Below are 23,067 nucleotides of genomic sequence, written 5' to 3'. Positions count from 1 at the left end.
ATGGCTTACATAAAAAAGCAGGTAATTTCCTGCTTTCGTTATTATCACAAAGCTTGATTATAACCTTTTCTTATATTTGTACTTATCCATTCGTCAATAACTTCTTTATGCCAGACAAGCGTTCTCCCATGCAGTTTTACTGGTAAAGGAAATTTACCATCGGTCCACCAACGGCGCAAAGTTAACCTGTCCTTTCCGATAATGACTTCTACGTCATTGATAAACAAAATCTGCTGTGTAAATAAATCATTAACTGGTCGCATCATTACTCTCCAAATCCCTTTGTTACTTTAATAGCAAACGTGCCTTCGATTCGCCTTTGAGTTCCATATCAATGAAGGTGATAAATAGTTTCAACAAATTCAATTCGATATTACTTTCTCTCGGTAACCGATTGTAATGATGTATCAATTGCAGATGAGCAACAGATGAGTTAGATAAGTTTGCAATTCGCTGTAAAGAATAACTGGTGGAATCGAGTAAATACTGAATAATTCCTTTGTAAATTACGATCTTCTGATCATGAAACATGCGACATACTCCTGTATAACATATGTGTACTAAGTCCAACACTAAATTTACATTAATCATCTTTTTACGAAACTTATATTAATACGTTATTAATTATATTATCAATACATGTATTAAAGATATTTTTATTAAAATACGATATGATATTGAATGATATCGTTTTATATGATAATTTTTTTATGATGCTTGATTACAAGGATAATTTTATGAGTAAGGGACCCTATCAAACGTTTGCTAACCGCTTGATTAGCACCCTCAAAGAGAAAGGATATTCAGCCTCTCGCTCGCCAAATGGAATATGTATTAAAACCCTGGCTGAGTTTACTGGCGCCTCTGAACAAATCTGCCGCCGTTATATACGAGGTGATGCTTTACCTGACTATGAAAAAATCAAAAAACTGGCTTATCATCTTCAGGTAAGCCCAGGCTGGTTGCTGTTTGGTGATGATGAAAATACAACTTATAAGAAAAATGAAATAGATGAAACATTACTTCATTACATTTTGAAACAAAGTCATCATTTATACCCCGTCTCTCATGGAGCTAATGACGATTACGCAGATTTTGTGTTAGGATTGATCAAAGAAGTAAAAACAATCGACACTTCGGAAAATAATTTACTAAAAATCATAGACTTGGCCATTGGTTCAATTTCTTCTTACGAAGAAAATAGAAAAAAGCACAGTCATGGAATTTAAAATATTTGTAGTTATGGATGTAACAGCTGTGGAAGTAAAGCTTCACCCCAAAGCCAAGGAATTTCTGTTTGAACACTTTGTCACAATACGCAGGGTGTTTTCAGATGTACTAGGGCAAGTAGAAACTGACTATGCTTCTATTGCCCTTATTAACCAGGCAGGACAGATCTTTTTCATATCCTCGAACCCAGCCATAGAGCAAAATTTAATTGAGCAAAGTCTCTGGCTATTTGACGGTTGCTATCAACCAGAATTCCTCAGCCAGGATCAACCGAAATTATGGAGCGAACTACCACATATAGGCTGCACAGAATCAATTGTAAAATACAAACAAATAAAACCTAGACTTATAACAGGTATCTCCATCCCCACTGAATATGATTCTTATAAAGCTATCTTTTCATTTGGATTAAAACGGATAAATCCATATATCCAGAACAAAAGCTCGATTCATTGCGAAAAACTGTTAGCCATGGGCAAATTTGCGTTAAGGCGAATTCAAGAGTATTTAATTTTCCCTGACAAACAGCCCTGCATGACGACCAAGCCCAAACTGACATTAATCATCAACAATCAGGTGCCCCATGAACATACTCCTTGATAAAAACGACCCTATTTTAAGACAAACCGCTGATCCAATTTCCGAATCAGAATTTGGTAGCAGTTGGTTAAAAGAGCTGATTAAGACTATGTTCGGCATAATGGCTGACAAGGGTGCAGTAGGTGTAGCTGCCCCCCAAATTGGCATCAGCAAACGAGTTATTGTATTTGGTACTGATTATACAAAACGGAGAAAACCAGAATATCCCATTCCCGATACTGCATTAATTAATCCTTCATTAAGAATCCTATCTCAAGAAATTCAAACTGGCTACGAGGGTTGCCTTAATTGTGGTGAATTAATGGGTGAAGTTCCAAGAGCCATGGAAATTGAATATTCAGGGTTTGACATAGATGGAAATAGAATTACCAAAAAAGCTTCCGGTTTAGAAGCCCGCATTCTTCAACATGAAATTGATCACCTGGATGGATTTTTATTTTTAGACCGAGTGGAAGATCAAGATTCACTAACCACTCTATCGGCAATGCAAAGTAAAGGATAATCGCATGAAGCACCAAACCCGAATCATTCTGGCAGGTACACTGGGTAATTTAATTGAATCCTTTGACATGGCTATTTGTGGCCTACTCTCAGTTTACATTGCCAAATACCTGATTGGTGATGTCTCCAAGGGTTTGTTTCTCGTCTTTCTTACTTTCTTTGCTGGATACCTAGCCAGACCTATTGGGGCTATGATAATGGGCTTACTATCCGATATCTATGGCAGAAAAATTATCCTTGCAGGTTCTATCCTAACAATGGGCATATCAACAACCCTTATCGGGTTTATCCCCCCTCACAGTACTATAGGTACATTTTCTGCTATTACCTTATTAGTGTTAAGAATTATTCAGAGCTTCTCCTGTGGTGCAGAATATTTAAACTCCTCTGCTTACCTAGTTGAGAATGCCGAAGCCTCAAAAAAGGGCTACTCAGGAAGCTGGGCATCCTTTGGCGCTATGTCAGGGATGCTGATAGCGTCTTTAGTTGTATTGATTGTTACTTATTTTACCAGTCACTATCCTGAACAGGACTGGATGATCTGGCGTGTTCCTTTTGTGCTTGCGCTTTTAGGATCTTCGATTGGTTTATACATCCGTTTATGTATCCCCGAGAGTATGGAATACATCGTATACTATGCAGACAGACCAAAGCCTAAATTTAAGAGTTTACTTTCTGAATCGGTAACCTATATCAAAAACAATAAAATACAATCTCTTTATGTGTTTATTTTGAGTTGTTTGGGTGTAACAACTACATTTCAAATTTACATTTATGGTCCTATGCAAGCTCGTTTATATGGTAATTTTCAAAACCATGAAATTATCATTTCCAACATCATTTCTTTAATGGTACTTCTAGGAGTATTTCCTCTGATTGGGAATCTATCTGATAAAATTAGTAGAGAAAAAATCGTAGTTGCAGCAAGTATAGGATTTCTAGTTCTATCTCAACCTTTTTTCAACTTCTTATCGCACAAAATATTTTATCAGTTAATTTTGAGTCAAGCTTTAATTGCTGTTCCAGCAGGAGCATATTATGCAACAGTACCAGTAATGTTAGCTGAAATGTTCCCGATTAAATTACGTTGTAGTGTTTTATCAATACTATATTCCATTGCAGCAAGTTTATCCGCTGGCCTCGCTCCATTACTTTCTATGATACTTGTAAAAAAAACCGGCGTTGCATCGTCACCATCAATTTTAGTTTTTACGCTAATAGCAACAATGTTTATAATAATAATTTACAGAACCATAAAACCTGAAAAGAGATGCTCTTTAACGACACTTAAAGGCTAAAATAATAACATCGCATGGCAATGTGCTTCGGATAAAAGTACCGCTCAGATTAGTTAATGATAGTGTTGCAAAAATATTCCCAATAAATGAGGCAGATTCTAACTTTTAGGTGTATCAATTTTAACCTAAATGAATTTTCAGAAATTTAAACGGCTTATATCTAGAACCTAGATAGAAAATAACAACTCCGACTGTAAAGGTGTTAATCTCTGAAATGACGAGCTGTGCTTATCCCATTACAATTAAATAAGCATTAAAAAATCGTGAACGAAAATATTATTTATTATGTTTAAATAATTTCTCATTGAAATAATCAAATCGTTATTTTCAGCATAGGGGGATAAATACTAACTCGTATGATAATGAAAGAGGAACCGCCTCACAGCTAATCCTGTCTAACCAGAGCCTGCAGGCGCTCTTGAGCTTGCAAGTGACCTTGCGCAGCAGCCTTTCGGAGCCACTTTATTGCTTCCATGCTATTTTGAGGAAGACTCACTCCATCATGATAAAGTGCAGCAAGCACATATTGAGCTTGGGGCAATCCTTGACTAGCAGCTAAATGAAACCATTTCAGAGCTTTTGTGTGATTTCGAATCACCCCTTTGCCGTTAAGAAAGCCTATACCTATATTATATTGAGCCACAGCATCTCCTTGTTTCGCGGCCAGACGAAACCATTTCATCGCTTGAAAATCATCCTGTTGAACATTGCTCCCCGTTGCGTACATTAATCCAAGTGTTCGTTGAGCCATGAGATCGCCATGTTTGCCTGCTTTACGAAACCACTTAACTGCTTCCGTATCATTTTGCCGAACCCCCTTGCCTGTGACATACATAACTGCAAGATTATATTGGGCTATGGCATCTTCTTTCTCAGCTGCCTTGTGAAGCCATTTAAAAGCTTCGACATAATTTTGTTGCCCATTTTCAGCAGTGGAATATAGGATGCCAAGACTACGTTCAGCCTCTGGAAATCCTTGTGCGGCTGCTTTATGAATCCACTTGATTGCTTCCCTATCGTTTTGCTGAGTACCCATACCTTTTTGATACATGACACCAAGATTTAATTGTGACACGGCATCATTTTGAAGAGCGGCTTTACGAAACCATTGCATAGCCTTGCCATTATCCTGAGGGACCCCTTTGCCTGCAGCATACATCAAGCCAAGGTTGCGCTGGGCCATGGCTTCGCCTTGTTTCGCTGCCTTGCAAAACCATTTTACAGCTTCAGAGTCATTTTGTGCTACTCTTTTGCCAATCACATAATCTACACCACGATTATTCCAGGCTGATGGGCTTTTATACCCTATTATCATATTTTCTATGGGTTCTTTAATGACATTCACTATCCCAGAATAACTTCCCACACCAATAATAATTGCGGCTAAAACTAAGATGACAAGACGTAAACGCATACTAAACTAATCCTTGTTAGAGTCGTTAATAAAAACTAAAATGAGTCTCCAACCTCATAATAAGTTATTCTGTTGACTGAGCTCTATTATGACAAAAAGGAATTATGCTACTAAAGATTAGGCATGTAAAAATTTTATGACAAAATAGTAAAAGTACATGGACAAAGATAAGGATAGGAATCACATGAACGATATCAAGTCATTTAAAATAAAAAAATAATTCTTCTTAAAATTATTTTTTCGGCAATTTTTTCCTGCACAACACTCAATGCCTATGCTGGCATGTAATCCTATCACCTCCAATACCATAAGAATTCCAAAATAAACAATGTTTCCTTATCCAATACTGAAGTATTAATAGAGTTCCACCGTGGTGGCAATTCACTGGGAAGACTCCTGACAAAAACGAATGAGACTCAAGACATCACCATCGACAACACTTATGGGAGCAATTTGGTTATTCACGTGCTATTCATCGAGAAAGAGGGAAAAAGAATACGATGTTGGGGAGTATCTGCTGCTAAAACAACCATTGAGATTCAATGTGATAAAGTGGTTTCATTGAAAAAAACAAAGGGAAACACTGGAGAGTCCACTGATTCAATCCATTAAACCACTAAAAGCTTTCTGGTTAGCAAGTATTGACAAAAAGAACAGCGTCGCATGACACTATATAACCCACTTGATTATAAGGAAATAAACAAAAAATGACTAACAAAATTCGTGGTAAAGTCAAATGGTTTAATAAAGACAAGGGTTTTGGTTTTATTGAAAGTAGTGGCAAAGACTACTTTGTCCACTTTAGTTCAATTCAAAGTGACGGCTTTAAAACACTTCCCGATGGGGCAGCCGTTCTTTTTAAAATGGGAAAAGGACAGAAAGGACCTCAGGCTGAGGAAGTAGAAGTTATCAAATAAATGACCACCATTAGGTCTAGGTAAGACCGTTCCGATGACAATAACACTTATTTTTACTGCATGTAACCATCAAGGAGGAAGGAAGTGAACCAACGAGTTGCTTTAGTCACAGGTGGTACTGGTGGTATAGGTACTGCCATATGCCAAGAAATGCAAAAGTTAGATTATCAAGTCATCGCCTGTTATTTCAAACAGGGCAATCATGACTTAGCGAAAGAATGGCAGAAAAAACAAGCCATGCAAGGATTTGATATCGACATTGTCTATGCCGATATTTCTTCCTTCAATGATTGTGAGAAACTGACCGACTTGGTCATCGAAAAATACGGCAAAATCGATATTCTAGTGAACAATGCCGGTGTGACGCACGATGCCACTTTGAAAAAAATGACTCAAGAACAATGGCAGGATGTCATCAATGCCAATTTGAATAGTGTCTTTAATATGACGAAAACCGTGTTATCCAATATGTTGGATAATAGTTATGGACGTATTATCACCATTTCTTCTGTGAATGGACGCAAAGGTCAATTCGGCCAGTGTAATTACGCAGCCACTAAATCCGCATTATACGGTTTTACCAAAAGTCTGGCACAAGAAGTCGCAAAAAAAGGAATTACAGTGAATACCGTCTCTCCTGGCTATATCAATACTGAGATGCTCGCCTCTCTAAGGGACGATATTTTAGAAGCGATTGTTGCCCAAATTCCTGTGGGACGATTAGGCAAACCCCAAGAAATTGCTCGTGTTGTTGCCTTCCTTGCAGAGGAGCAAAGTGGTTTTATTACTGGTGCCAATTTTGATATTAATGGTGGGCAATACATGTAACTCACTCAAAAGTCCATTGAGCACTGTTATTTTAAACATTGATAAGATGGCCGCCATCCACCTAGAGGATTTGCTAAGCAAATGGATGCGGCTTTATTGGATCGGATGCTTACTAATATACAGCGCTCCTATTGTTCAAAGAAGAGCGTTTTATTTCTGCAGCACATAAGTTCCTGGTGCCTCTGGCAGTGACGGATTCATGATAGGTGATGCAATGCGTTTTTTAGCGTTTTGCTGGACTAGCCACTCATGCCATTCTCGCCACCAGGAACCTTCCCGCCTCTCTGCCATCGCAAGCCAGCTCTCAGGATTTAAGTAAGCCTTGCCTTGTTTCTGCTCATGAACACGATAAGAGCATCCTGGGTGATCCGGCTCACTGATGATGCCCGCATTATGCCCACCACCAGTGAGAACAAAGGTCACATCCCCTTCGGTCATAAGATGGATTTTATAAACGGATTGCCAAGGGGCTACATGGTCTTTTTCAGTGCTCACAGCAAAAACAGGCAATTCGATGTTCTCAGCGGCCACCGGCTTCCCTTCCACGGTATAACGCCCTTCGGCAAAATCATTCCTTAAGAAGAGTTTTTCAAGGTATTCACTGTGCATTTTGTAAGGCATCCGTGTGGCATCCGCATTCCATGCGGTTAAATCAATCATCCCTCGCCACATTCCATGCATGTAATCTTGAACCATTTTGGACCAAATTAAGTCATAAGCACGCAACATCTGAAAAGAACCAGCAATTTGCTTGGTATCCAGATACCCTTGTTCCCGCATCATACTTTTAAGAAAATCCACTTGACTTTCAGTTACAAAGAGCATTAATCCCCCAGCCTCAGTAAAATCCCCTTGGGCTGCCAAGAGTGTCAAGCTGTTTAAACGTTCGTCCTTGTCTCTGCCCATCGCAGCTGCCGTAATCATAGCCAAAGTACCACCTAAACAATACCCCATCAGATTGATTTTGGTTTCTGGGAAAAGGGTTGATACCACATCAAATGCAGCCATAGCTCCTTGCCGATAATAATCATCCATCCCCAAATCCTGGTCCTCTTTGTCAGGATTGCGCCAGGAAATGATAAATACGATGTGCCCTGACTTACGAGCCACTTCACCAAGGAATTATGTGGGGATAAATCAAGAATATAATATTTCATAATCCAGGCAGGCATGATGAGTATCGGCTCTTTTTAGACGGCCTTGGTTTGGGCTTCATATTGAATCAATTCCATCAAATGATTTTGGAACACCACCCGCCCCGGTGTAATGGCCACGTCTTTTCCTGGGATAAAATGTTCAGCGCCTTTAGGCGGTGCGCCTATTAACTTTTCTAACCAATCTTCAAATGCGATTTGGCTGCCTTGGATGAGATTAAGTCCCCCAGTGCGCATGGCTTCATGAAATAAATCAGGATTAGACCAAACAAAATTGGAAGGGGATAGGGCATCAAGGCATTGGCGCGCCCAGAATGAAACAGTACGTTCCACTTGGTTGGGTAATCCTGGCACGTCCGTTGTGGCGCGTCGCCACCAATCTTCCATCTGCAAAAACCCTTCGGCGAATAAACGCCAAGGCATATGCTGCCAACTGTCTTTTTTAAAACGCACGTCTTTACCATCCGCAGCACGCTCAACACAAACGATATTATTAATGCAATCCTTGGCATAAAAAACCGGATAAAAAGCAAGTTCCCACAAAACCCCAGGGGATTGGGCCAATTGCCAAAGCCAGGTGGAATAAGAAGAACCGATAGCAGCAGGACTTATTCCTGCCGTCCATTTAGACAAGTTGGCTTGCACTAATCGAGTGAAAAATGGAAAGAAGTTATCGGAAGTACCTCTATCAGCCGGTGCACAACACGAGAAATCTACCCCTTCTTGCAATTAGTGAGTATTCTTTTCTTAGGACAGCATTGTTTTTCTAGTCCCTTCATGGCCGACATCCCTGATATTATGCTCTATAATCAACACGATATAATACAGCATAGCACAAGATTTAACCCATCGATTTTGGCCAATAAAGCGGGGCTTATTAACTTATCCATTTGGACCAAATTACTTTTGGCAGCTCAGTTGGTGTTATTTTTTGATGGGAACGAACCGACATGAAGCTACAACCCTTTGGAGTTCCTTTCCTCGATAAATTGCGTCATCTGTACTACTGTTAACGGTTTACTACTGTAATAGCCTTGCACTTCGAAACAGTGACTTGACCGTAAAAAATTGAGTTGTTCTTCTGTTTCGACACCACCCACAACCACATTCAATCCCAATTCTTGCGACAAAGCAATCGTCGATTTGATAATTAAATTATCATTTTCTCTGAGATGAGCATCTTCAATTAAGGCTTGTTTCAGTTTGATGGATTGGATGGGTGAATTTTTTAAGTGCGATAAAAAAGAATACCCTGAGCCAAAATTATCAAAAGCAAGTTTTATCCCCATATTGCGAAGGGCACTTAATGTCTCTTCAATTTTTCCCAAAAAATTGACTGCCGTTGCTTCCGTAATTTCAAGCTCTAACCAATCCGATGGCATTTGATATTCCTGTAAAATGTGCTTCACAGAGGAAATAAACCCTTTGTGCTGAAATTGATGAAGCGAAATATTAATCGCCAAGGTACAATTGAAAGGAGCGTATCTCTTTTTCCAATCCACATACTGCCTGCACGCGGTTCGTAAAACCCATTCACCAATTGGAATAATCAAGTTAAAATGCTCTGCAACGGCGATGAATTCATCAGGAAAAACAACACCCCGCTTGGGATGTTGCCAACGTAATAAGACCTCCATCCCAACCATAGTATTCGTTTTTAAATCAACCCGGGGCTGATAAACAAGAAAAAATTCTTGTCGCTCCAAAGCAAGATGCAACTCGGTTCCTATTCCTAAGCGTTTTGAATATTGTTTTCTAAGGGATGGTGTGAAGATTTGGCAATTATTTCGACCACATTCTTTGGCGTTGTATAAAGCAATATCGGCATTCTTACGAAGAGTTATTGCCTCATCACCGGCATCAGGAAAGTAAGCAATTCCTATACTGATTCCAATCATGACTGTATGACCTTTAATATGGAATGGCTTACCCATCTTTTGAATCATATTATTGGCCACTAATTTTGCCTGTTGTGGGTTATTAATTTCTGTCAAAATAACAGCAAACTCATCTCCTCCTAATCGAGCCACACAATCTTCTTCGCGAAGACTGGAGCAAAGACGCTTTGCTACTTCACGCAATAGACCATCACCGACATCATGACCAAAGCGATCATTCACATTTTTAAAAAAATCCAAATCGATGCTTAACAGAGCCAGATGACGACCGTATCTTTTTGACCTGGCAATCTCACGTTTTAAATCCAGTTCAAACTGCAATCGATTGGGTAATCGGCTTAATACATCAAAATGGGCTAATTTCGATAATTTTTTTTGTACCCTCTCTAAATCTTTTAGCGTTTTTATCAGTTCAGCATTCTTTTTTTCCAAATCCTGGTTCAGTAAATGAAGTTCCCTTGTCTTATTTTCCAATAATAATTCGGCTTCCTCGCGAGCTTTTCTTTCGCGATAATAAGAGCGCTCAAATAATGCTTTGTTCCCATCACTCAAAGGTAATCTCCAAACGACAATGATCATCTTTTTTCAACATGCAGTGAGTCTGATTAATGGTAATTCTCTTTTTAAAATGCTGCGCTGCTCCCTGGATGAGACCCATTGCAAAATGACAGAGCCTTCTATGCGAGCGATACACCATAACCAATTGGTTTGCAGCGGGCTCTTCATAGTGAATGGTAGGTAATGTTTCATCCGGGTATAACTTTTCTACTTCCACGTGAATTGTTCCATCAATGCTTTTTAAAAATTCTTTTAATGTCATGTCCTTTTTTAAAAAAATTGCGTACTTACTCGATAAGATAGGAAACATGTATTCACCAAAGGACTCTAAAAAAGCAGAAGCGTGCTGATTAGTCCTCTTCGCTATGGCCTGAATCAATTGCTGCAGCTCTGTATCCGAGTAAGTGCCGCCTGCTGTATAACTTCCACCACTAGGAAGGTCTAGTGAGGATACGAGTTGGTCCCAGGTTTCTATTCCAAATTGTTCTATAATCATGTCATTTAAGGAGGTAAAAACAATGCCCTTCATCTATGGTCTCCAGCATAAAACAAATCTTTAAATCCCTTTAATAATTAAGAGAAGTGTTATCTCTCAATACTAAAATTAGTATACCTACACATGAATTTCTCGCGAGCCTGCTCAATTTAACTATCGTATCAATATAGTTCAAATAACGCTTATTTACCGTGTTATAAATTAAAATAAGATTTTATTTTTACCATTTCCTAAACAAAACTCAAAAATGATAGACATACCGTGTGGCTATATATGAAGCATAGCACATATGCTTTTTGAATGAAAAAACAAACCGACTTAATTGTACTAGGCAAACAAATTCGCAAAATCAGAAAAGAAAAAGGTTTTTCTCAAGAGGGTTTTGCCAATTTCATCGAAATGAATCGGGGTTACTACGGGACCGTGGAACGTGGCGAAGCCAATATAACCATTTTAAATCTTCTAAAAATATTGAAAGGATTGGATGTCACGCCAAACGAATTATTTCCACCTTCCACTTATATGAGTTTGAAGAAGAAAATCACTAGAACTTAGCTTGCTGTTTTTTTATGTGCCTAACCAAGTCGTGTCCATAAAATGTCTTATACAAGCCAATATCAATTAAAAGAACATCATACATTTTAACTGCTAATTTACTCAAAGAATCTTCTACTGAATCGGCGATACCTACGTATTGCCCAAGCCGCATTAATTGACTTCGAATAATAAGCCATGCAGCAAGATTCTTATGCTACAGGAAAATGAAAAAATTCATTACATTCACTTGATTTGCTTAACTCTTAATTCAAATTATAACTTCTTTAGTAGTATTCCATATCACGCCAGGTCCAGGTAAAGAATAGTGCAGCTCAACAGCTAACGGCTCAATAAAATCCCAAAGGAAACTGCTGTTGAGTTCGATAGGTACGGAAAGAACAAACTAGGTTAAATCATAAGATTGTTAGTTTAGCACCTATTCAGAATATGAGATCGCTCTCTCGGCCTGGAGAGTAAGTATCCCATCACATTTAGTACCGCCTTGTAATGCTCCAAGAAATAAAAAAGCAATGATGTCCAGCTTATACTAATCTTTATCATCATATAATTTCCTAAAATGAATAAAAAAGACCTTAATGCAATTGGAAGGAAACACCATGTAAAAAAATGGCAGCTAGGATAAGGAAGATTAATATGGTTATAACAAAGCGTAAATTTTTCTTTTTTTTCCAAAGAAAGGCAAGAAGGCCAAGGCATAATACCATCAATGCCAATAGCAATACTATAGTCAAAGTATTAGCTCCCATAATAATCTATCCTTATCTGGCTATAGAGGTTTTTAATGCTCTTGGTGCCTATGCCCTCCATCACCACCAAAACCTCCCTCGTAACCGCTTTCAGGATGCGTTTCTGTCGCTGTGGTTTTAGTGCAGGACATTATTAAGCTACATCCTAAAAGCAATACTCCAATCAAAAAGAAAATTGTCTTAAATCCAGTATTATTCATCTACCTCTCCCTTTCAACAAATACAAAAACAGTGGTTTATCTCATCATAACATATTGAAAAAGCAATCAAAGCGCTTGTATTAATGATTCTTCGTTTGATTTGAATTCAACAATCGTAGCCCATTCATAACCACAATCAAACTAGCCCCCATGTCAGCAAAAACCGCCATCCAAAGGGTAGCCATTCCTCCAAGTGCTAAAATAAAAAACACCGTTTTAATAACCAAGGATAGACTAATGTTTTGCCATAAAATTCGCACTGTCTTCCGGCTTAAGTCAATGTACAGAGGAAGCATGGCTAAATTATCATTCATTAATACCACATCCGCTGTCTCTAAAGCGGTATCTGTTCCCTTGCCCATCGCAAAGCTAATAGTGGCTTTCGCTAAAGCAGGTGCATCATTAATGCCATCTCCCACCATGCCCACAGCCTGATATTGTTCTAAGAGTTTATTGATAGCCTGCATTTTTTCTGTTGGTAATATATTAGCTTGGATTTCATCAATGCCGACTTGTTTGGCAATGGCTTGAGCGGTTAGAGCATTATCACCTGTTAACATCGCCGTTTTTATCCTTTGTCGATGCAATGATTCAATCGCCTCTCGACTGTTGGCTCGAAGCGTATCTGCCACTGCAAAAATAGCCAAGACCGTAGTGCTATTGCTTAATATAACAGTAGTTTTTCCTTCTTCTTCCAGTCGTTTCAATTCTTGCTCAACCTCCAAACAACAGACTTTATTGTCTTCTGCTAATTGATGATTGCCTACATAATACAATTCCCCCTGGATGGCACCTTTCACGCCTCGCCCAGGAAGCGCTGAAAACTGCTCCACTGAAAGCAATGATTTATCAGGATGCTCTTGGTGCCAATATGCCACTAGGGCATGGGCTACGGGGTGCTCGGAGTGGCTGTCAAGACTTGCAGCAAGCAACAACAAGTGTTCATTGGTTTGACTTTTATCATAAGTAATAAAATCGGTTACCACCGGTTTGCCCTCTGTTAAGGTACCAGTTTTATCCAGTGCAATTAACTGTAAGCGATAACCCGTCTCTAAATAGCTTCCTCCTTTGATGAGAAGTCCATGTTTGGCAGAGGCAGCCAAACCACTCACCACTGTTACTGGTGTTGAAATGACCAGGGCACAAGGACAGGCAATAACTAATAAAGTCAACGCCTTATAGATCCAATCATAAAAAGGATATCCCAACACGAAAGGAGGAATTAAAGCGACAAGAATAGCAATCAATACCATAATAGGCGTATAGTATTTTGCAAATTCGTCAACAAATCGTTGCGTTGGGGCCCGCTCGGCTTGCGCCTGTTCAATCGCTTTACCAATTTTAGCGAGCAGCGTATCGCCTGACGCTTTGCTCACTTTTGCTTCAAAAGCCCCATGCTCATTTAAAGAGCCGGCAAAAACAGAATCACCTATCTGCTTACTCACTGGCATGGATTCCCCGGTAATAGGAGCTTGGTTGACTGTACTTTGACCTGAAACCACCTCACCATCCAGTGGAATACGCTCACCAGGCTTGACTCTAAAAACAGCACCCAGTGGCACGTCCTCGACCAGTAAAGTTTGCCATTGACCATTAGCTGTTTTCACTTGAGCCACATCAGGAACAATCTGCATCAAGCTTCGAATAGCCAGCCGTGCTTTGTCTAAGGAATAACGCTCTATTCGTTCCGCCAACGCAAACAAAACAGTAACCATAGCCGCCTCAGGCCAATCACCGATAAAGATAGCCCCTGTTATGGCAATGAGCATTAGACTGTTAATGTTCATGGCTTTTGTGCGCAAAGCAAGCCAACCTTTTTTAAAAGTAGGAGGTCCACTGAGAATAATGGCCAGTAAGGCAGGAATAATGGCCCATAGAGATTGCTCTGTTGCCAAAAGATAAGCTGCTATTTCGGAGCAAAGAGCCAATAGACCTGATAATGCAATAATCTGCCAAGAGGCATCAAATTTAAGTTTTTCCTGAACCTTGTCGCTAGGGGTGCTTTGTTTGGCACGCACGCTCATCCCTAAGGCTTCTATCTGCTGTTGTATAGGTTCAATGGTGGGTAATCGATGATGAACCGTTACTTCTTCAGCAATAAAATTAAAATCCATCTTTTCCACTTCAGGGATAGCTTGCAATTGCCGCCTGATTAATTGTTCTTCAGCCTGACAATCAAGTCCTGCAACAAAAAAAGTGGTTAAGGTGAGCGGAGCTGTCATCATGATTTCCCACATTGACTGTAAAAATATGCCCCCGGAGCAAGAGAAGTTCGACATCGCAGGCAATTCATTCCTATCGAAACATGGCTCACCGAATAACGACCCCAATCCTCTTGTTTTAGCAAACGCATGTTAATTCTCCGTCTCTTCAGTAAAGTGTTTAAGCATGTCCTCTAAAATACAGCGTACATGCGCATCATAAATACTGTAATAAATGTGTTTGCCTTCGCGATTAGCCATCAAGAGCCGTGCTGAGCGCAACAGACTCAAATGATGGCTGGTTAAAGGGACAGAAAGCTGCAATTGCTCTGCCAGATCCGAAACCGATTTCGGCCCTTTTAAGCACTCAATAAGAAGTTTAAGGCGATTAACTTCGCCCATTAAATGCAAAATGTCACTTAACTTGATAACCTGGTCTTGAGTTAACATAATTAACAATTAAACAGTTAGATAAGTATTTAACTGTTAATATAGCTCATTAGCAGGAATTGTCAAAGAACAATAAGCTCTGAAGCCGCTCATTACTGCTTGCATAAAAGAACCCAGTGACATCTATACTTAAGTAAATACCATCAAATCGTGAGAAACAACGATGCTCGACTGGGCAAGCCATAATTTTCTTATTACAGCGGGGATAATTTTTTCAATAGGACTGGTTTTGATAGTTCTTGCCAAAGGAAGCTCTACTCACCGCATGAAACTCATTGCAAACATAGGATTTTATCTTGCTTTTGTGGCCTTAGTGGTCTTTGTGATAGTCCTCTTTCTGGATGTCTTGCCCAGGAAGCCTTAATTCCAACGAGAAAATAAAGGGATCGTCTCCATGTTAATCAAGTGTCTTCGCCGGCTTTTTTAATGGGTAATTTGTTACGGTAACGCCGCTCATGAAAGACGTAATACAAACCTGGCAACACTAACAAAGTGAGAAAAGTAGAGGAAATGATTCCACCAATCACTACGGTCGCCAAAGGGCGCTGCACCTCAGAACCAGTGCCTGTCGCTAAGGCCATCGGTACAAAGCCTAAGGAGGCAACCAAGGCCGTCATTAAAACAGGACGAAGCCTCGCTAGCGAGCCTTGTAAGACCGCATCTTTCAAATAAACTTGTTTCTGCTCACGTAATTTATTAATAAAGGTAATCATGACAAGACCATTTAACACAGCCACCCCTGATAAAGCAATAAACCCAACACCGGCTGAAATAGACAAAGGAATGCCTCGGAACCACAAAGCAAAGACTCCGCCAGTTAATGCCAAAGGAATACCAGTAAACACCAAAAGAGCATCCCTTACTCTGCCAAAACTCATAAACAGCAACAGGAAAATGCCTAATAAAGTGATAGGCACTACGATTTGCAAGCGTTGGGAGGCCGATTGTAACTGCTCAAATTGCCCACCCCAAGTCACCCAATAGCCAGTGGGAATTTTGACGTTTTGTTCAATACGTTGTTTTGCTTCATTCACAAAAGAACTTAAATCTCGATTTCGTACGTTCGCACTGACTACAACACGACGTTTGCCACTTTCACGACTGATTTGATTGGGGCTTTCGCTGCGCACTAAAGTAGCCACTTCACTCAGAGGAATAAAATGCCGCTCGTTGTCTTTGGAAGGAGGTAAAGGGATAAAGACTTGGCGCAACACATTTGGGTTTGAGCGCAAGGCCTCCGGCAAGCGCACTACCAAATCAAAGCGTTTATCGCCCTCAAAGAGCTCGCCACCTTTTTTGCCACCCGTTGCAATGACAATAGCATCTTGTACGGCACCAATTTGTAGCCCATAGCGCGCCAAAACGTCACGATTAATCGCAACGGTCAGAAGCGGCAAGCCACTGACTTGCTCTACTTTTACATCAGCAGCCCCGGGCACTTTTTTTAATTGAGCACTAATGGCCTCTGCCACTTGCAGTAAGGTATCCATATTATCACCGAATACTTTGACGGCCACATCACTGCGTACTCCTGAAATCAATTCATTAAAACGCATTTGAATCGGCTGGGTAAACTCATAATTATTACCAGGAATTTGTTTTACTGCTTGCTCCATTTCCTGCACTAATTCTTGTTTGGTCTTTTTAGGATTAGGCCAATCCTTGCGAGGTTTTAATATAATAAACGTATCAGCCACATTAGGTGGCATGGGGTCGGTAGCTACTTCTGCTGTCCCTAATTTTGCAAAGACTCGCTTTACTTCAGGAAATTGGCTTACCCGCTCCTCCACTAAATGCTGCATGGTGATGGCTTGAGTCAAGCTCGTTCCAGGAATTCGCATCGCATGCATGGCAATATCCCCTTCATCAAGGCTCGGAATAAATTCCCCACCTAAACGAAAAGCAACAAGAAGACTAACGACCACTAAAACTACCGCGGCACTAATTACAAGAAAACGTGCGTGAAAGCAGCGACGCAACACTCTGGCATAACCTAGTGAGAGGTAATGCACTAACCAGTTTTCTTTTTCTTGCACACGACCTCGCAAAAAAATAGCGACGGCTGCGGGAACAAACGTCAAAGCAAACAGCATGGAAGCGAGCAGCGCAATAATCACTGTTTCAGCCATAGGCAAAAACATTTTTCCTTCCACACCGGTGAGCGTTAAAATTGGTAAATACACCACCGTAATAATAAATACTCCAAAAATACTGGGCCTAATGACTTCGGTGGTCGCATACGCAATAACCTTTAAACGCTCTTCCAAATTTAACACACGATATAATGCATGCTGCTGTTCACCTAAATGTTTAATGCAGTTTTCAACGATAATGACCGCGCCATCGACAATCAAACCAAAATCAAGGGCCCCCAAACTCATCAAATTGGCACTGATTTTATTAGTGACCATCCCGGTAATGGTCAACAGCATGGACAGGGGAATTACCATGGCTGTAATAAGTGCGGCACGAACGTTGCCTAAGAACAAAAACAGAATGACACAAACTAATAGCGCCCCTTCGAGCAGATTATTCTTTACTGTATTAATCGTGGCATTCACTAGCAAGGTTCGATTATACACAGTGACTGCCTCAACACCTTCAGGCAGTGTTTTATTAATTTCTTTCATTTTGGCAGCCACCCGCTCAGACACAGTGCGGCTGTTTTCCCCCATCAGCATAAACACCGTACCCAAAACCACTTCCTTACTGTTCTCAGTAGCCGCCCCTGTACGCAATTCCTTACCTAATGCCACCTCTGCTACATCCCGAATACGAACCGGCGTTCCTTCAAAACTGGCAATGACAATATTTTCAATGTCCGCGATGTTTTTAACCTGTCCTGGAACACGGATTAAATGTTGTTCGCCATTGGATTCAATGTAACCCGCGCCGACATTGGCATTATTGCGCTCTAATGCTTCCACGATATCGTTTAAACTCAAACGATATCGAACGAGTTTCATTGGATCAGGTGTGATGTGGAATTGTTTTTCATAGCCGCCAATGGTATTGACTTCCGCAACACCTTCGACATTGCGCAGTTGTGGCTTAATTATCCAATCCTGAATGGTGCGAAGCTCCGTAGGATTGTAGCGTTGACTGGCAGGCACATTCGTTTTATTCGTCACGGTATACATAAAAATCTCACCGAGACCTGTTGAAATCGGTCCCAGCGTTGTTTCGGCCTCAGGAGGTAATTTATCCTTTACTTCCTGCAAACGCTCATTAATGAGCTGTCTTGCAAAATAAATGTTAGTGCCGTCTTTAAAGACCACGGTGACTTGCGATAAGCCATAGCGCGATAAAGAACGCGTATAATCAAGACTAGGTAGGCCGCTCATCGCCAACTCGATAGGAAAGGTGATGCGCTGCTCCACCTCAAAAGGTGAGTAGCCAGAAGCCTGGGTATTAATTTGAACTTGCACGTTGGTGATATCAGGCACCGCATCAATAGGCAAGCGCTGAAAATTGTATACACCCAAAGCGGCAATCACTGCCGTAAATAATAAGACAAACCAACGATGTTTTAGGGAAAAACGAATAATTTTCTCAAGCATCATCCATCCTTAGTGCTCGTGGCTTGCGCCTTCCTTGCCAAGTTCTGCCTTCATAAAGAAGCTGTTTTTGCTGACATAAGGCTGACCAACATCAAGACCTGACACCACTTCCACCCATTGTTCATCCTTTTCGCCTAAAATGACGGGTGTTGCTTCAAAATAATCACCTTGCCGCACAAAAATCACGTCCTTATCATTCAAACGCTGTATTGCAGAAAGAAGAACGGCAACCGGAACTGTTTTTTCTTTAATGGTAATCGCGCCATTCACATACATGCCTGGCAACCAGAGACGCTCTTCATTAGAAAGTACAGCACGTGCTAAAGTGGTTTGGCTGTCTTCAATTCCCAAAGGCGCAATGTAAGAAATGACACTGGTGGACTTTGGTTTTCCCTCATCTCCTGTCACAACAACCTCCATTCCTTGTTTTACCCGAGGAGTTTCTTTGCGGTATAAGGTAAAGTCAGCCCACACAGTAGTTAAATTAGCCACTTCATAAATAGGTTTCGTGTTTTGCGCCTGCTCCCCATTGGTAGCATACTTTTGTACAATGGTCCCCGTTATGGGTGCGGTAATATCGTAATTTTGCAGGCTTTCATTACTTTCAATGGTGACCAACACTTCGCCCTTAGTGACCTCATCGCCTAAATTTTTAGTCAACGCTTTAATAATCCCAGAATAACGAGGGTAAATCGGAGCAAGTGTATCGCGATTGGGGACAATCTTTCCGACCACTTTTAATTGTGTTTTAATCGTTTGGCTTTCAGCAACCGAAGTTTGAATATCAGCAGCTTTTAAAATAGCCGGTGCTATTTTGATTCGTCCTTCATAGGTGGAATAATGCCAGGACAATCGTTTGCCCTTTAGCTCCAATTGAATCGTGACATCAAAGGAGTGGGGTTCTCCAATCACTTCATTACTTTGTAAAAAATTCTCAACGGGAATGAAGGTAATGGTCTCTTTTTTACCATTAAACCGGGTGAGATAAACAACTAAACGGGCCTTGGTTGGTATAATCAGTTCACCTTTCTCATAAACAAAGCCACGAAAATGAGGAGGCATACCCCGTTCAAAAATCAAAAGCTCAAGGGCTACATCACCTTCCTTGAATAAGCGACCACCTTGAGGCCTTTTTCCATGATTTCTTGATGGTTGCCTTCTTCCATAGCATGAGAGCCCTCCCCTGCCCAGGAAAAAACCCCCATAACGAACCAAAGAATAAGAAGCAGAATGGATGGCTTAAATGGCTTTAGGAATGTCATTTGCTCTCCTCCTTAGAATTATCCAGTCCTAAAAGTCCTGTCATCTGAATTAAGGCTTTATGATAATCGGCATGAGCCTGCTGGTAATGCCGCTCTTCTTCATACAAAGAATTGAGTGCGGTTGATAATTCAATGTACGTGTAACGTCCCATTTGATAGCCCTCTTGAGCCAGTTTTATCGCTTTACGTGCCAACGGCAATAAGGAATCCGTAACTAAACTGGCTTCATAGTGGTTTTGCTGGGCTTGTAAAAAGGCCGCATAGACACTTTGACGCACATCAAGACGCGTTCCTTGAAATTCATGGGCCGTCTGGGTGTATTGCGCTTCTGCTGTCATGATTTTGCCTTGATTTCGATTATATACTGGCACTTCTGCAAAAGCTGACATAACGGCCGCATTACTGCCGTCATCAGAAAAATGACGACCTCCCAATTGAATGTTTAAATCCGGCCAAACGGATTTTTTAACAGCGGTAATCGTCTTGCGCTTGGCTTGTAATTGCAGTTGCATTTGCAGTAACTGAGGGCTTTGCGGTAATTTTTTTACTAATTCAGTCCAATTGACTGAAACACCTGGTAACCCTTTATCCACCAAAGGCCTATCCACTCTTAACCCATCACCTAACAAGCGCGCAAGCTTGGCTCGCTGCAACAAAGCGTCCCGTGCTGCTTTATTTTCCTGGATTTTGGCCTCGCCCAATCGTACTTGCGCCAATCGCAAATCCAGCTCTGCCCCAGCACCTGCCTTAACCCGGCGCTCAATAGCCACCACAATATCCTGATTCAGTCGAGTCAGTTTTTTGGTCACTTGATGCCATTGACCGGCGTATAGCGCATCCACATAAGCCACACCCACAGCCATATACAGCGCTGTTTGCTGAACTCTGATGCTGGCAAGAGACGCCAGATAGTCTGCATAGGTTGCTTTTTTCAAATACTGAAGTCGATGGCCTAAAGGAATCGGCTGAGTGACTGAAAACGTGGTTTCCGCAGATTCATAACTGGAGTAGGCGCCAGAGCCACCGAAATTCTCCGCCGTTAAAGTCAGTTGCGGATTGGGATAAAGGCCACTTTGAATAAAGTAACCCCGCATGGCCCTTGCTTTGTCCATTTCGGCTTGCAATTCAGGATTATTTCGATAAGCCGTGTCCAAAGCCTGTTTAAAAGTAAAGGGGGTAGCCGACAGTACTTCGCAAACAACGAAGTACATCATCATGAAAATGACGAGACGTGAAAAATAACGCATTCCTTACCTTTTAAGAAAATCCATGTCAAACCTTATTGTTTCATTGTACCTTGATTTCGTGTCTTGATACACCCTATTGCTAAAATCAAGACAATCTGATGCTAATGCACTGAAATTTTTCTCAAATTGAGATACACTGCGTTTTATGGTCCCTCGTCATTTTATCCCATGGTGATACGATTATTCTTTATTTTATTAATACTCGTTACCGCTGAACTAAGGACTCAATCATTAACCATTGGGATTGCAGCAAACGACTCACGCGCAGATAAAAATCATTTTTTGGATTTGATATCGAACTCATGACGGAATTGTGCAAACAAATCAACATCCAGTGTCAATTTCAAGCCCATGCTGTTTAACACGCTGTTTACTAACTTAAATGCCAGGTAAAATTGACCTCGCCATTGCAGCAATTACTATTACCAACGAACGACAACAAGCCTTTCTTTTTAGTCTTCCCTATTTAGCCAGTGAAGCACATTTTGTCACCACCAAAAACAATTCGCTCAAGAGCCTTAAAAAGCTTACCCATAAGAAAACAGGTATTATCAGGGGCTCTCTCTATAAACAATTAATTACCCAGAAATTCAAAACCAACTCGATTAAAGAATACCCTTCGACAGATAAATTAATAACCACCTTAAATCAATATGAAGTGGATGTTCTGCTTATGGATGATTTTTCTGCCGATTATTGGATAGCAAAATAACAACCGGTTATTTAAAGGAGTTGGGGACACCATTCCGATTGGAATAGGTTATGGTATCATGGCTAAAAAAGATTCGATGGCGCTAATTAACAAAATGAATCAAGCCCTAAAACAAATTGAAAGAAATGGAATTTACTTGTCCTTGTATAACAAATACTTTCATACGATACCCATGCACTAATTGTCTATACTAATTAGTGTTAATTAGGTCCTTTCTAACGAGTTCCACGCCCATGGACATGAGGATGATAGCCACCAAATCGCTTCTTAACCGGCGTGTTACTTTTTGAGTCCTCTTTAGAAACGGAAGCGCTGCAGGAAAACAATAAAAAGGATAAACAAACTAAAAGAACTTCCATTGATTTTTTTACTAAAGTGAAGTGTTTCATGTATTTTCTTCCTTTTTATTAAGTTTGATTATTGAATAGTAAGAGACAGTCTGTTGATTGTGGCATTTAAAACGCTTTTAGCCAAATCCTGAGGCGTCAAATGGAAAGATTACTGATACGATTTATTGAGTATAATGGTTTTTTTACTGGTATCGCTAAGATATACTCGACTAAAAAATGGTCTCGGAAGAACTTAAATCATGAGATACTTGCGTCATCAAAGCACATCGAGCATCATTGCGCTCATTTTAATCAAGGAGGAGCAACTATGAAAAAACGGATTATTCCATCGGTCTGCAGTGGATTTATTTTATCCTTTATGACACAAATTGCTATCGCTGATGACATTCCAACTCGGTCATTGCCCATGTCGCAAATCCTGCAACACTTGCAGAGTAAGGGTTACCATACTATACAAGAAGTTGAGTTTGATGACGGACTATATGAAGTAGAAGCCCTTGATGAACAAGGAAATCAGATAATATTACGAATGAATCCACAAACGGGCGATCTCATCAAAAATCAAAACACTCAAAAATATCCAATATCCCTATTAGAAGCCGCCCAGAAAATTGAAGGGGCTGGTTATCATTCTATTTACAAAATAGAATCTCATGGTAGCCAGTACGAAGTGAAAGCCCTTGGCAAAGAAGATACAAAAGTAAAATTAAGAGTAGATGCCAATACCGGTAAAATTAATAGAGACGAATGATTCGATTAGGCGTATTAATTAAAATGCTTAAAGACAGCTGATTTTTCTTTCAATAAGTAGTTATAACTGACACTACTTGTTTCTAAACGGTGCTATATTATTAAGAAAGATTTATAGGCTCTACCCCAAATAAAGG

21 protein-coding genes and 3 pseudogenes are annotated in these 23,067 nt (G+C 40.4%); 10 read left to right on the top strand and 14 right to left on the bottom strand.

The window, feature by feature from the left end:
* Positions 1-44: 44 nt before the first annotated feature.
* Positions 45-263, bottom strand: a complete 219-nt coding sequence (locus OK13_RS08820) for a helix-turn-helix transcriptional regulator (protein WP_011213446.1) — start codon at positions 261-263, stop codon at positions 45-47.
* A gap of 22 nt (positions 264-285) precedes the next feature.
* Positions 286-531, bottom strand: coding sequence for a hypothetical protein (locus OK13_RS08815; RefSeq protein ID WP_011215174.1), 246 nt, complete (start codon positions 529-531; stop codon positions 286-288).
* A gap of 206 nt (positions 532-737) precedes the next feature.
* Here OK13_RS08815 and OK13_RS08810 point away from each other — a divergent pair, with 206 nt between their 5' ends.
* From OK13_RS08810 to OK13_RS08795, 4 genes are read left to right on the top strand one after another with little or no spacing between them, the layout of a single operon-like run.
* A complete protein-coding gene (locus OK13_RS08810; protein ID WP_011215173.1) occupies positions 738-1,229 on the top strand; it encodes a helix-turn-helix domain-containing protein in 492 nt (163 codons plus the stop codon).
* Positions 1,219-1,830 (top strand): hypothetical protein, encoded by a 612-nt coding sequence (locus OK13_RS08805; protein WP_014843663.1) that lies wholly within the window; start codon positions 1,219-1,221, stop codon positions 1,828-1,830. The genes OK13_RS08810 and OK13_RS08805 overlap by 11 nt, the downstream gene beginning before the upstream one ends.
* Positions 1,814-2,332, top strand: coding sequence for a peptide deformylase (gene def / locus OK13_RS08800; RefSeq protein ID WP_011215171.1), 519 nt, complete (start codon positions 1,814-1,816; stop codon positions 2,330-2,332). Before OK13_RS08805 ends, def begins: the two co-directional genes overlap by 17 nt.
* 4 nt (positions 2,333-2,336) lie before the next feature.
* Complete coding sequence (locus tag OK13_RS08795) at positions 2,337-3,629, top strand: MFS transporter (protein WP_011215170.1); 1,293 nt, start codon at positions 2,337-2,339, stop codon at positions 3,627-3,629.
* A gap of 385 nt (positions 3,630-4,014) precedes the next feature.
* Here the strand turns inward: OK13_RS08795 and OK13_RS08790 are convergent, their stop codons facing one another.
* Positions 4,015-5,043 (bottom strand): tetratricopeptide repeat protein, encoded by a 1,029-nt coding sequence (locus OK13_RS08790; RefSeq protein WP_011215169.1) that lies wholly within the window; start codon positions 5,041-5,043, stop codon positions 4,015-4,017.
* Positions 5,044-5,227: 184 nt separating this feature from the next.
* Here OK13_RS08790 and OK13_RS15305 point away from each other — a divergent pair.
* From OK13_RS15305 to phbB, 3 genes and pseudogenes are all read left to right on the top strand, one after another.
* Positions 5,228-5,655 (top strand): annotated as a pseudogene (locus OK13_RS15305) (hypothetical protein).
* Between the two features lie 95 nt (positions 5,656-5,750).
* Positions 5,751-5,960 carry a cold-shock protein gene (locus tag OK13_RS08785; protein WP_011215168.1) on the top strand — a complete coding sequence of 70 codons (210 nt, stop codon included), beginning with the start codon at positions 5,751-5,753 and terminating at the stop codon, positions 5,958-5,960.
* Between the two features lie 84 nt (positions 5,961-6,044).
* The gene (gene phbB, locus OK13_RS08780) at positions 6,045-6,788 is read left to right on the top strand and encodes an acetoacetyl-CoA reductase (RefSeq protein ID WP_011215167.1); all 744 of its coding nucleotides are present in this window, start codon (positions 6,045-6,047) and stop codon (positions 6,786-6,788) included.
* A 150-nt stretch (positions 6,789-6,938) separates the two neighbouring features.
* On the opposite strand, the pseudogene OK13_RS08775 reads toward phbB, so the two are convergent.
* The 3 genes and pseudogenes from OK13_RS08775 to OK13_RS08765 form a co-directional block, all read right to left on the bottom strand.
* Positions 6,939-8,721, bottom strand: a pseudogene (locus tag OK13_RS08775) (PHA/PHB synthase family protein).
* A 177-nt stretch (positions 8,722-8,898) separates the two neighbouring features.
* Entirely contained in the window at positions 8,899-10,419 is a 1,521-nt protein-coding gene (locus OK13_RS08770) for a putative bifunctional diguanylate cyclase/phosphodiesterase (protein WP_011215166.1), read from the bottom strand.
* The gene (locus OK13_RS08765; protein ID WP_011215165.1) at positions 10,385-10,927 is read right to left on the bottom strand and encodes a heme NO-binding domain-containing protein; all 543 of its coding nucleotides are present in this window, start codon (positions 10,925-10,927) and stop codon (positions 10,385-10,387) included. The genes OK13_RS08770 and OK13_RS08765 overlap by 35 nt, the downstream gene beginning before the upstream one ends.
* Before the next feature lie 267 nt (positions 10,928-11,194).
* Between OK13_RS08765 and OK13_RS08760 the strand changes: the two genes are divergently transcribed.
* Positions 11,195-11,449, top strand: a complete 255-nt coding sequence (locus OK13_RS08760; protein ID WP_011215164.1) for a helix-turn-helix domain-containing protein — start codon at positions 11,195-11,197, stop codon at positions 11,447-11,449.
* Positions 11,450-12,024: 575 nt separating this feature from the next.
* Here the strand turns inward: OK13_RS08760 and OK13_RS14770 are convergent.
* The 7 genes and pseudogenes from OK13_RS14770 to OK13_RS08735 all read right to left on the bottom strand — a co-directional run bounded on the left by OK13_RS14770 (position 12,025) and on the right by OK13_RS08735 (position 21,118).
* Positions 12,025-12,198: a hypothetical protein gene (locus tag OK13_RS14770; protein WP_162833797.1), complete on the bottom strand. Its 174-nt coding sequence runs from the start codon at positions 12,196-12,198 to the stop codon at positions 12,025-12,027.
* 32 nt (positions 12,199-12,230) lie between these two features.
* Complete coding sequence (locus tag OK13_RS14765) at positions 12,231-12,398, bottom strand: hypothetical protein (protein WP_162833796.1); 168 nt, start codon at positions 12,396-12,398, stop codon at positions 12,231-12,233.
* Positions 12,399-12,478: 80 nt separating this feature from the next.
* Positions 12,479-14,620, bottom strand: coding sequence for a heavy metal translocating P-type ATPase (locus tag OK13_RS08755; RefSeq protein WP_011215161.1), 2,142 nt, complete (start codon positions 14,618-14,620; stop codon positions 12,479-12,481).
* 132 nt (positions 14,621-14,752) lie between these two features.
* Positions 14,753-15,049, bottom strand: coding sequence for an ArsR/SmtB family transcription factor (locus tag OK13_RS08750; RefSeq protein WP_011215160.1), 297 nt, complete (start codon positions 15,047-15,049; stop codon positions 14,753-14,755).
* 401 nt (positions 15,050-15,450) lie between these two features.
* A complete protein-coding gene (locus OK13_RS08745) occupies positions 15,451-18,609 on the bottom strand; it encodes a CusA/CzcA family heavy metal efflux RND transporter (protein ID WP_011215158.1) in 3,159 nt (1,052 codons plus the stop codon).
* Positions 18,610-18,618: 9 nt separating this feature from the next.
* Positions 18,619-19,871 (bottom strand): annotated as a pseudogene (locus OK13_RS08740) (efflux RND transporter periplasmic adaptor subunit).
* A complete protein-coding gene (locus OK13_RS08735) occupies positions 19,868-21,118 on the bottom strand; it encodes a TolC family protein (protein WP_011215156.1) in 1,251 nt (416 codons plus the stop codon). Before OK13_RS08735 ends, OK13_RS08740 begins: the two are co-directional and overlap by 4 nt.
* Before the next feature lie 382 nt (positions 21,119-21,500).
* Between OK13_RS08735 and OK13_RS15865 the strand changes: the two genes are divergently transcribed.
* A complete protein-coding gene (locus OK13_RS15865) occupies positions 21,501-21,830 on the top strand; it encodes a substrate-binding periplasmic protein (RefSeq protein ID WP_252410484.1) in 330 nt (109 codons plus the stop codon).
* A gap of 215 nt (positions 21,831-22,045) precedes the next feature.
* On the opposite strand, the gene OK13_RS14760 is transcribed toward OK13_RS15865, so the two are convergent.
* A complete protein-coding gene (locus OK13_RS14760; RefSeq protein ID WP_162833795.1) occupies positions 22,046-22,219 on the bottom strand; it encodes a hypothetical protein in 174 nt (57 codons plus the stop codon).
* A 100-nt stretch (positions 22,220-22,319) separates the two neighbouring features.
* Between OK13_RS14760 and OK13_RS08725 the strand changes: the two genes are divergently transcribed.
* The gene (locus OK13_RS08725) at positions 22,320-22,931 is read left to right on the top strand and encodes a PepSY domain-containing protein (RefSeq protein ID WP_011215155.1); all 612 of its coding nucleotides are present in this window, start codon (positions 22,320-22,322) and stop codon (positions 22,929-22,931) included.
* Positions 22,932-23,067: the final 136 nt, after the last annotated feature.

This window comes from Legionella norrlandica (assembly GCF_000770585.1).
GTDB lineage: Bacteria > Pseudomonadota > Gammaproteobacteria > Legionellales > Legionellaceae > Legionella > Legionella norrlandica.
Note: the sequence above shows the minus strand (reverse complement) of the source record. Positions and strands in the feature narration are given on the sequence as shown.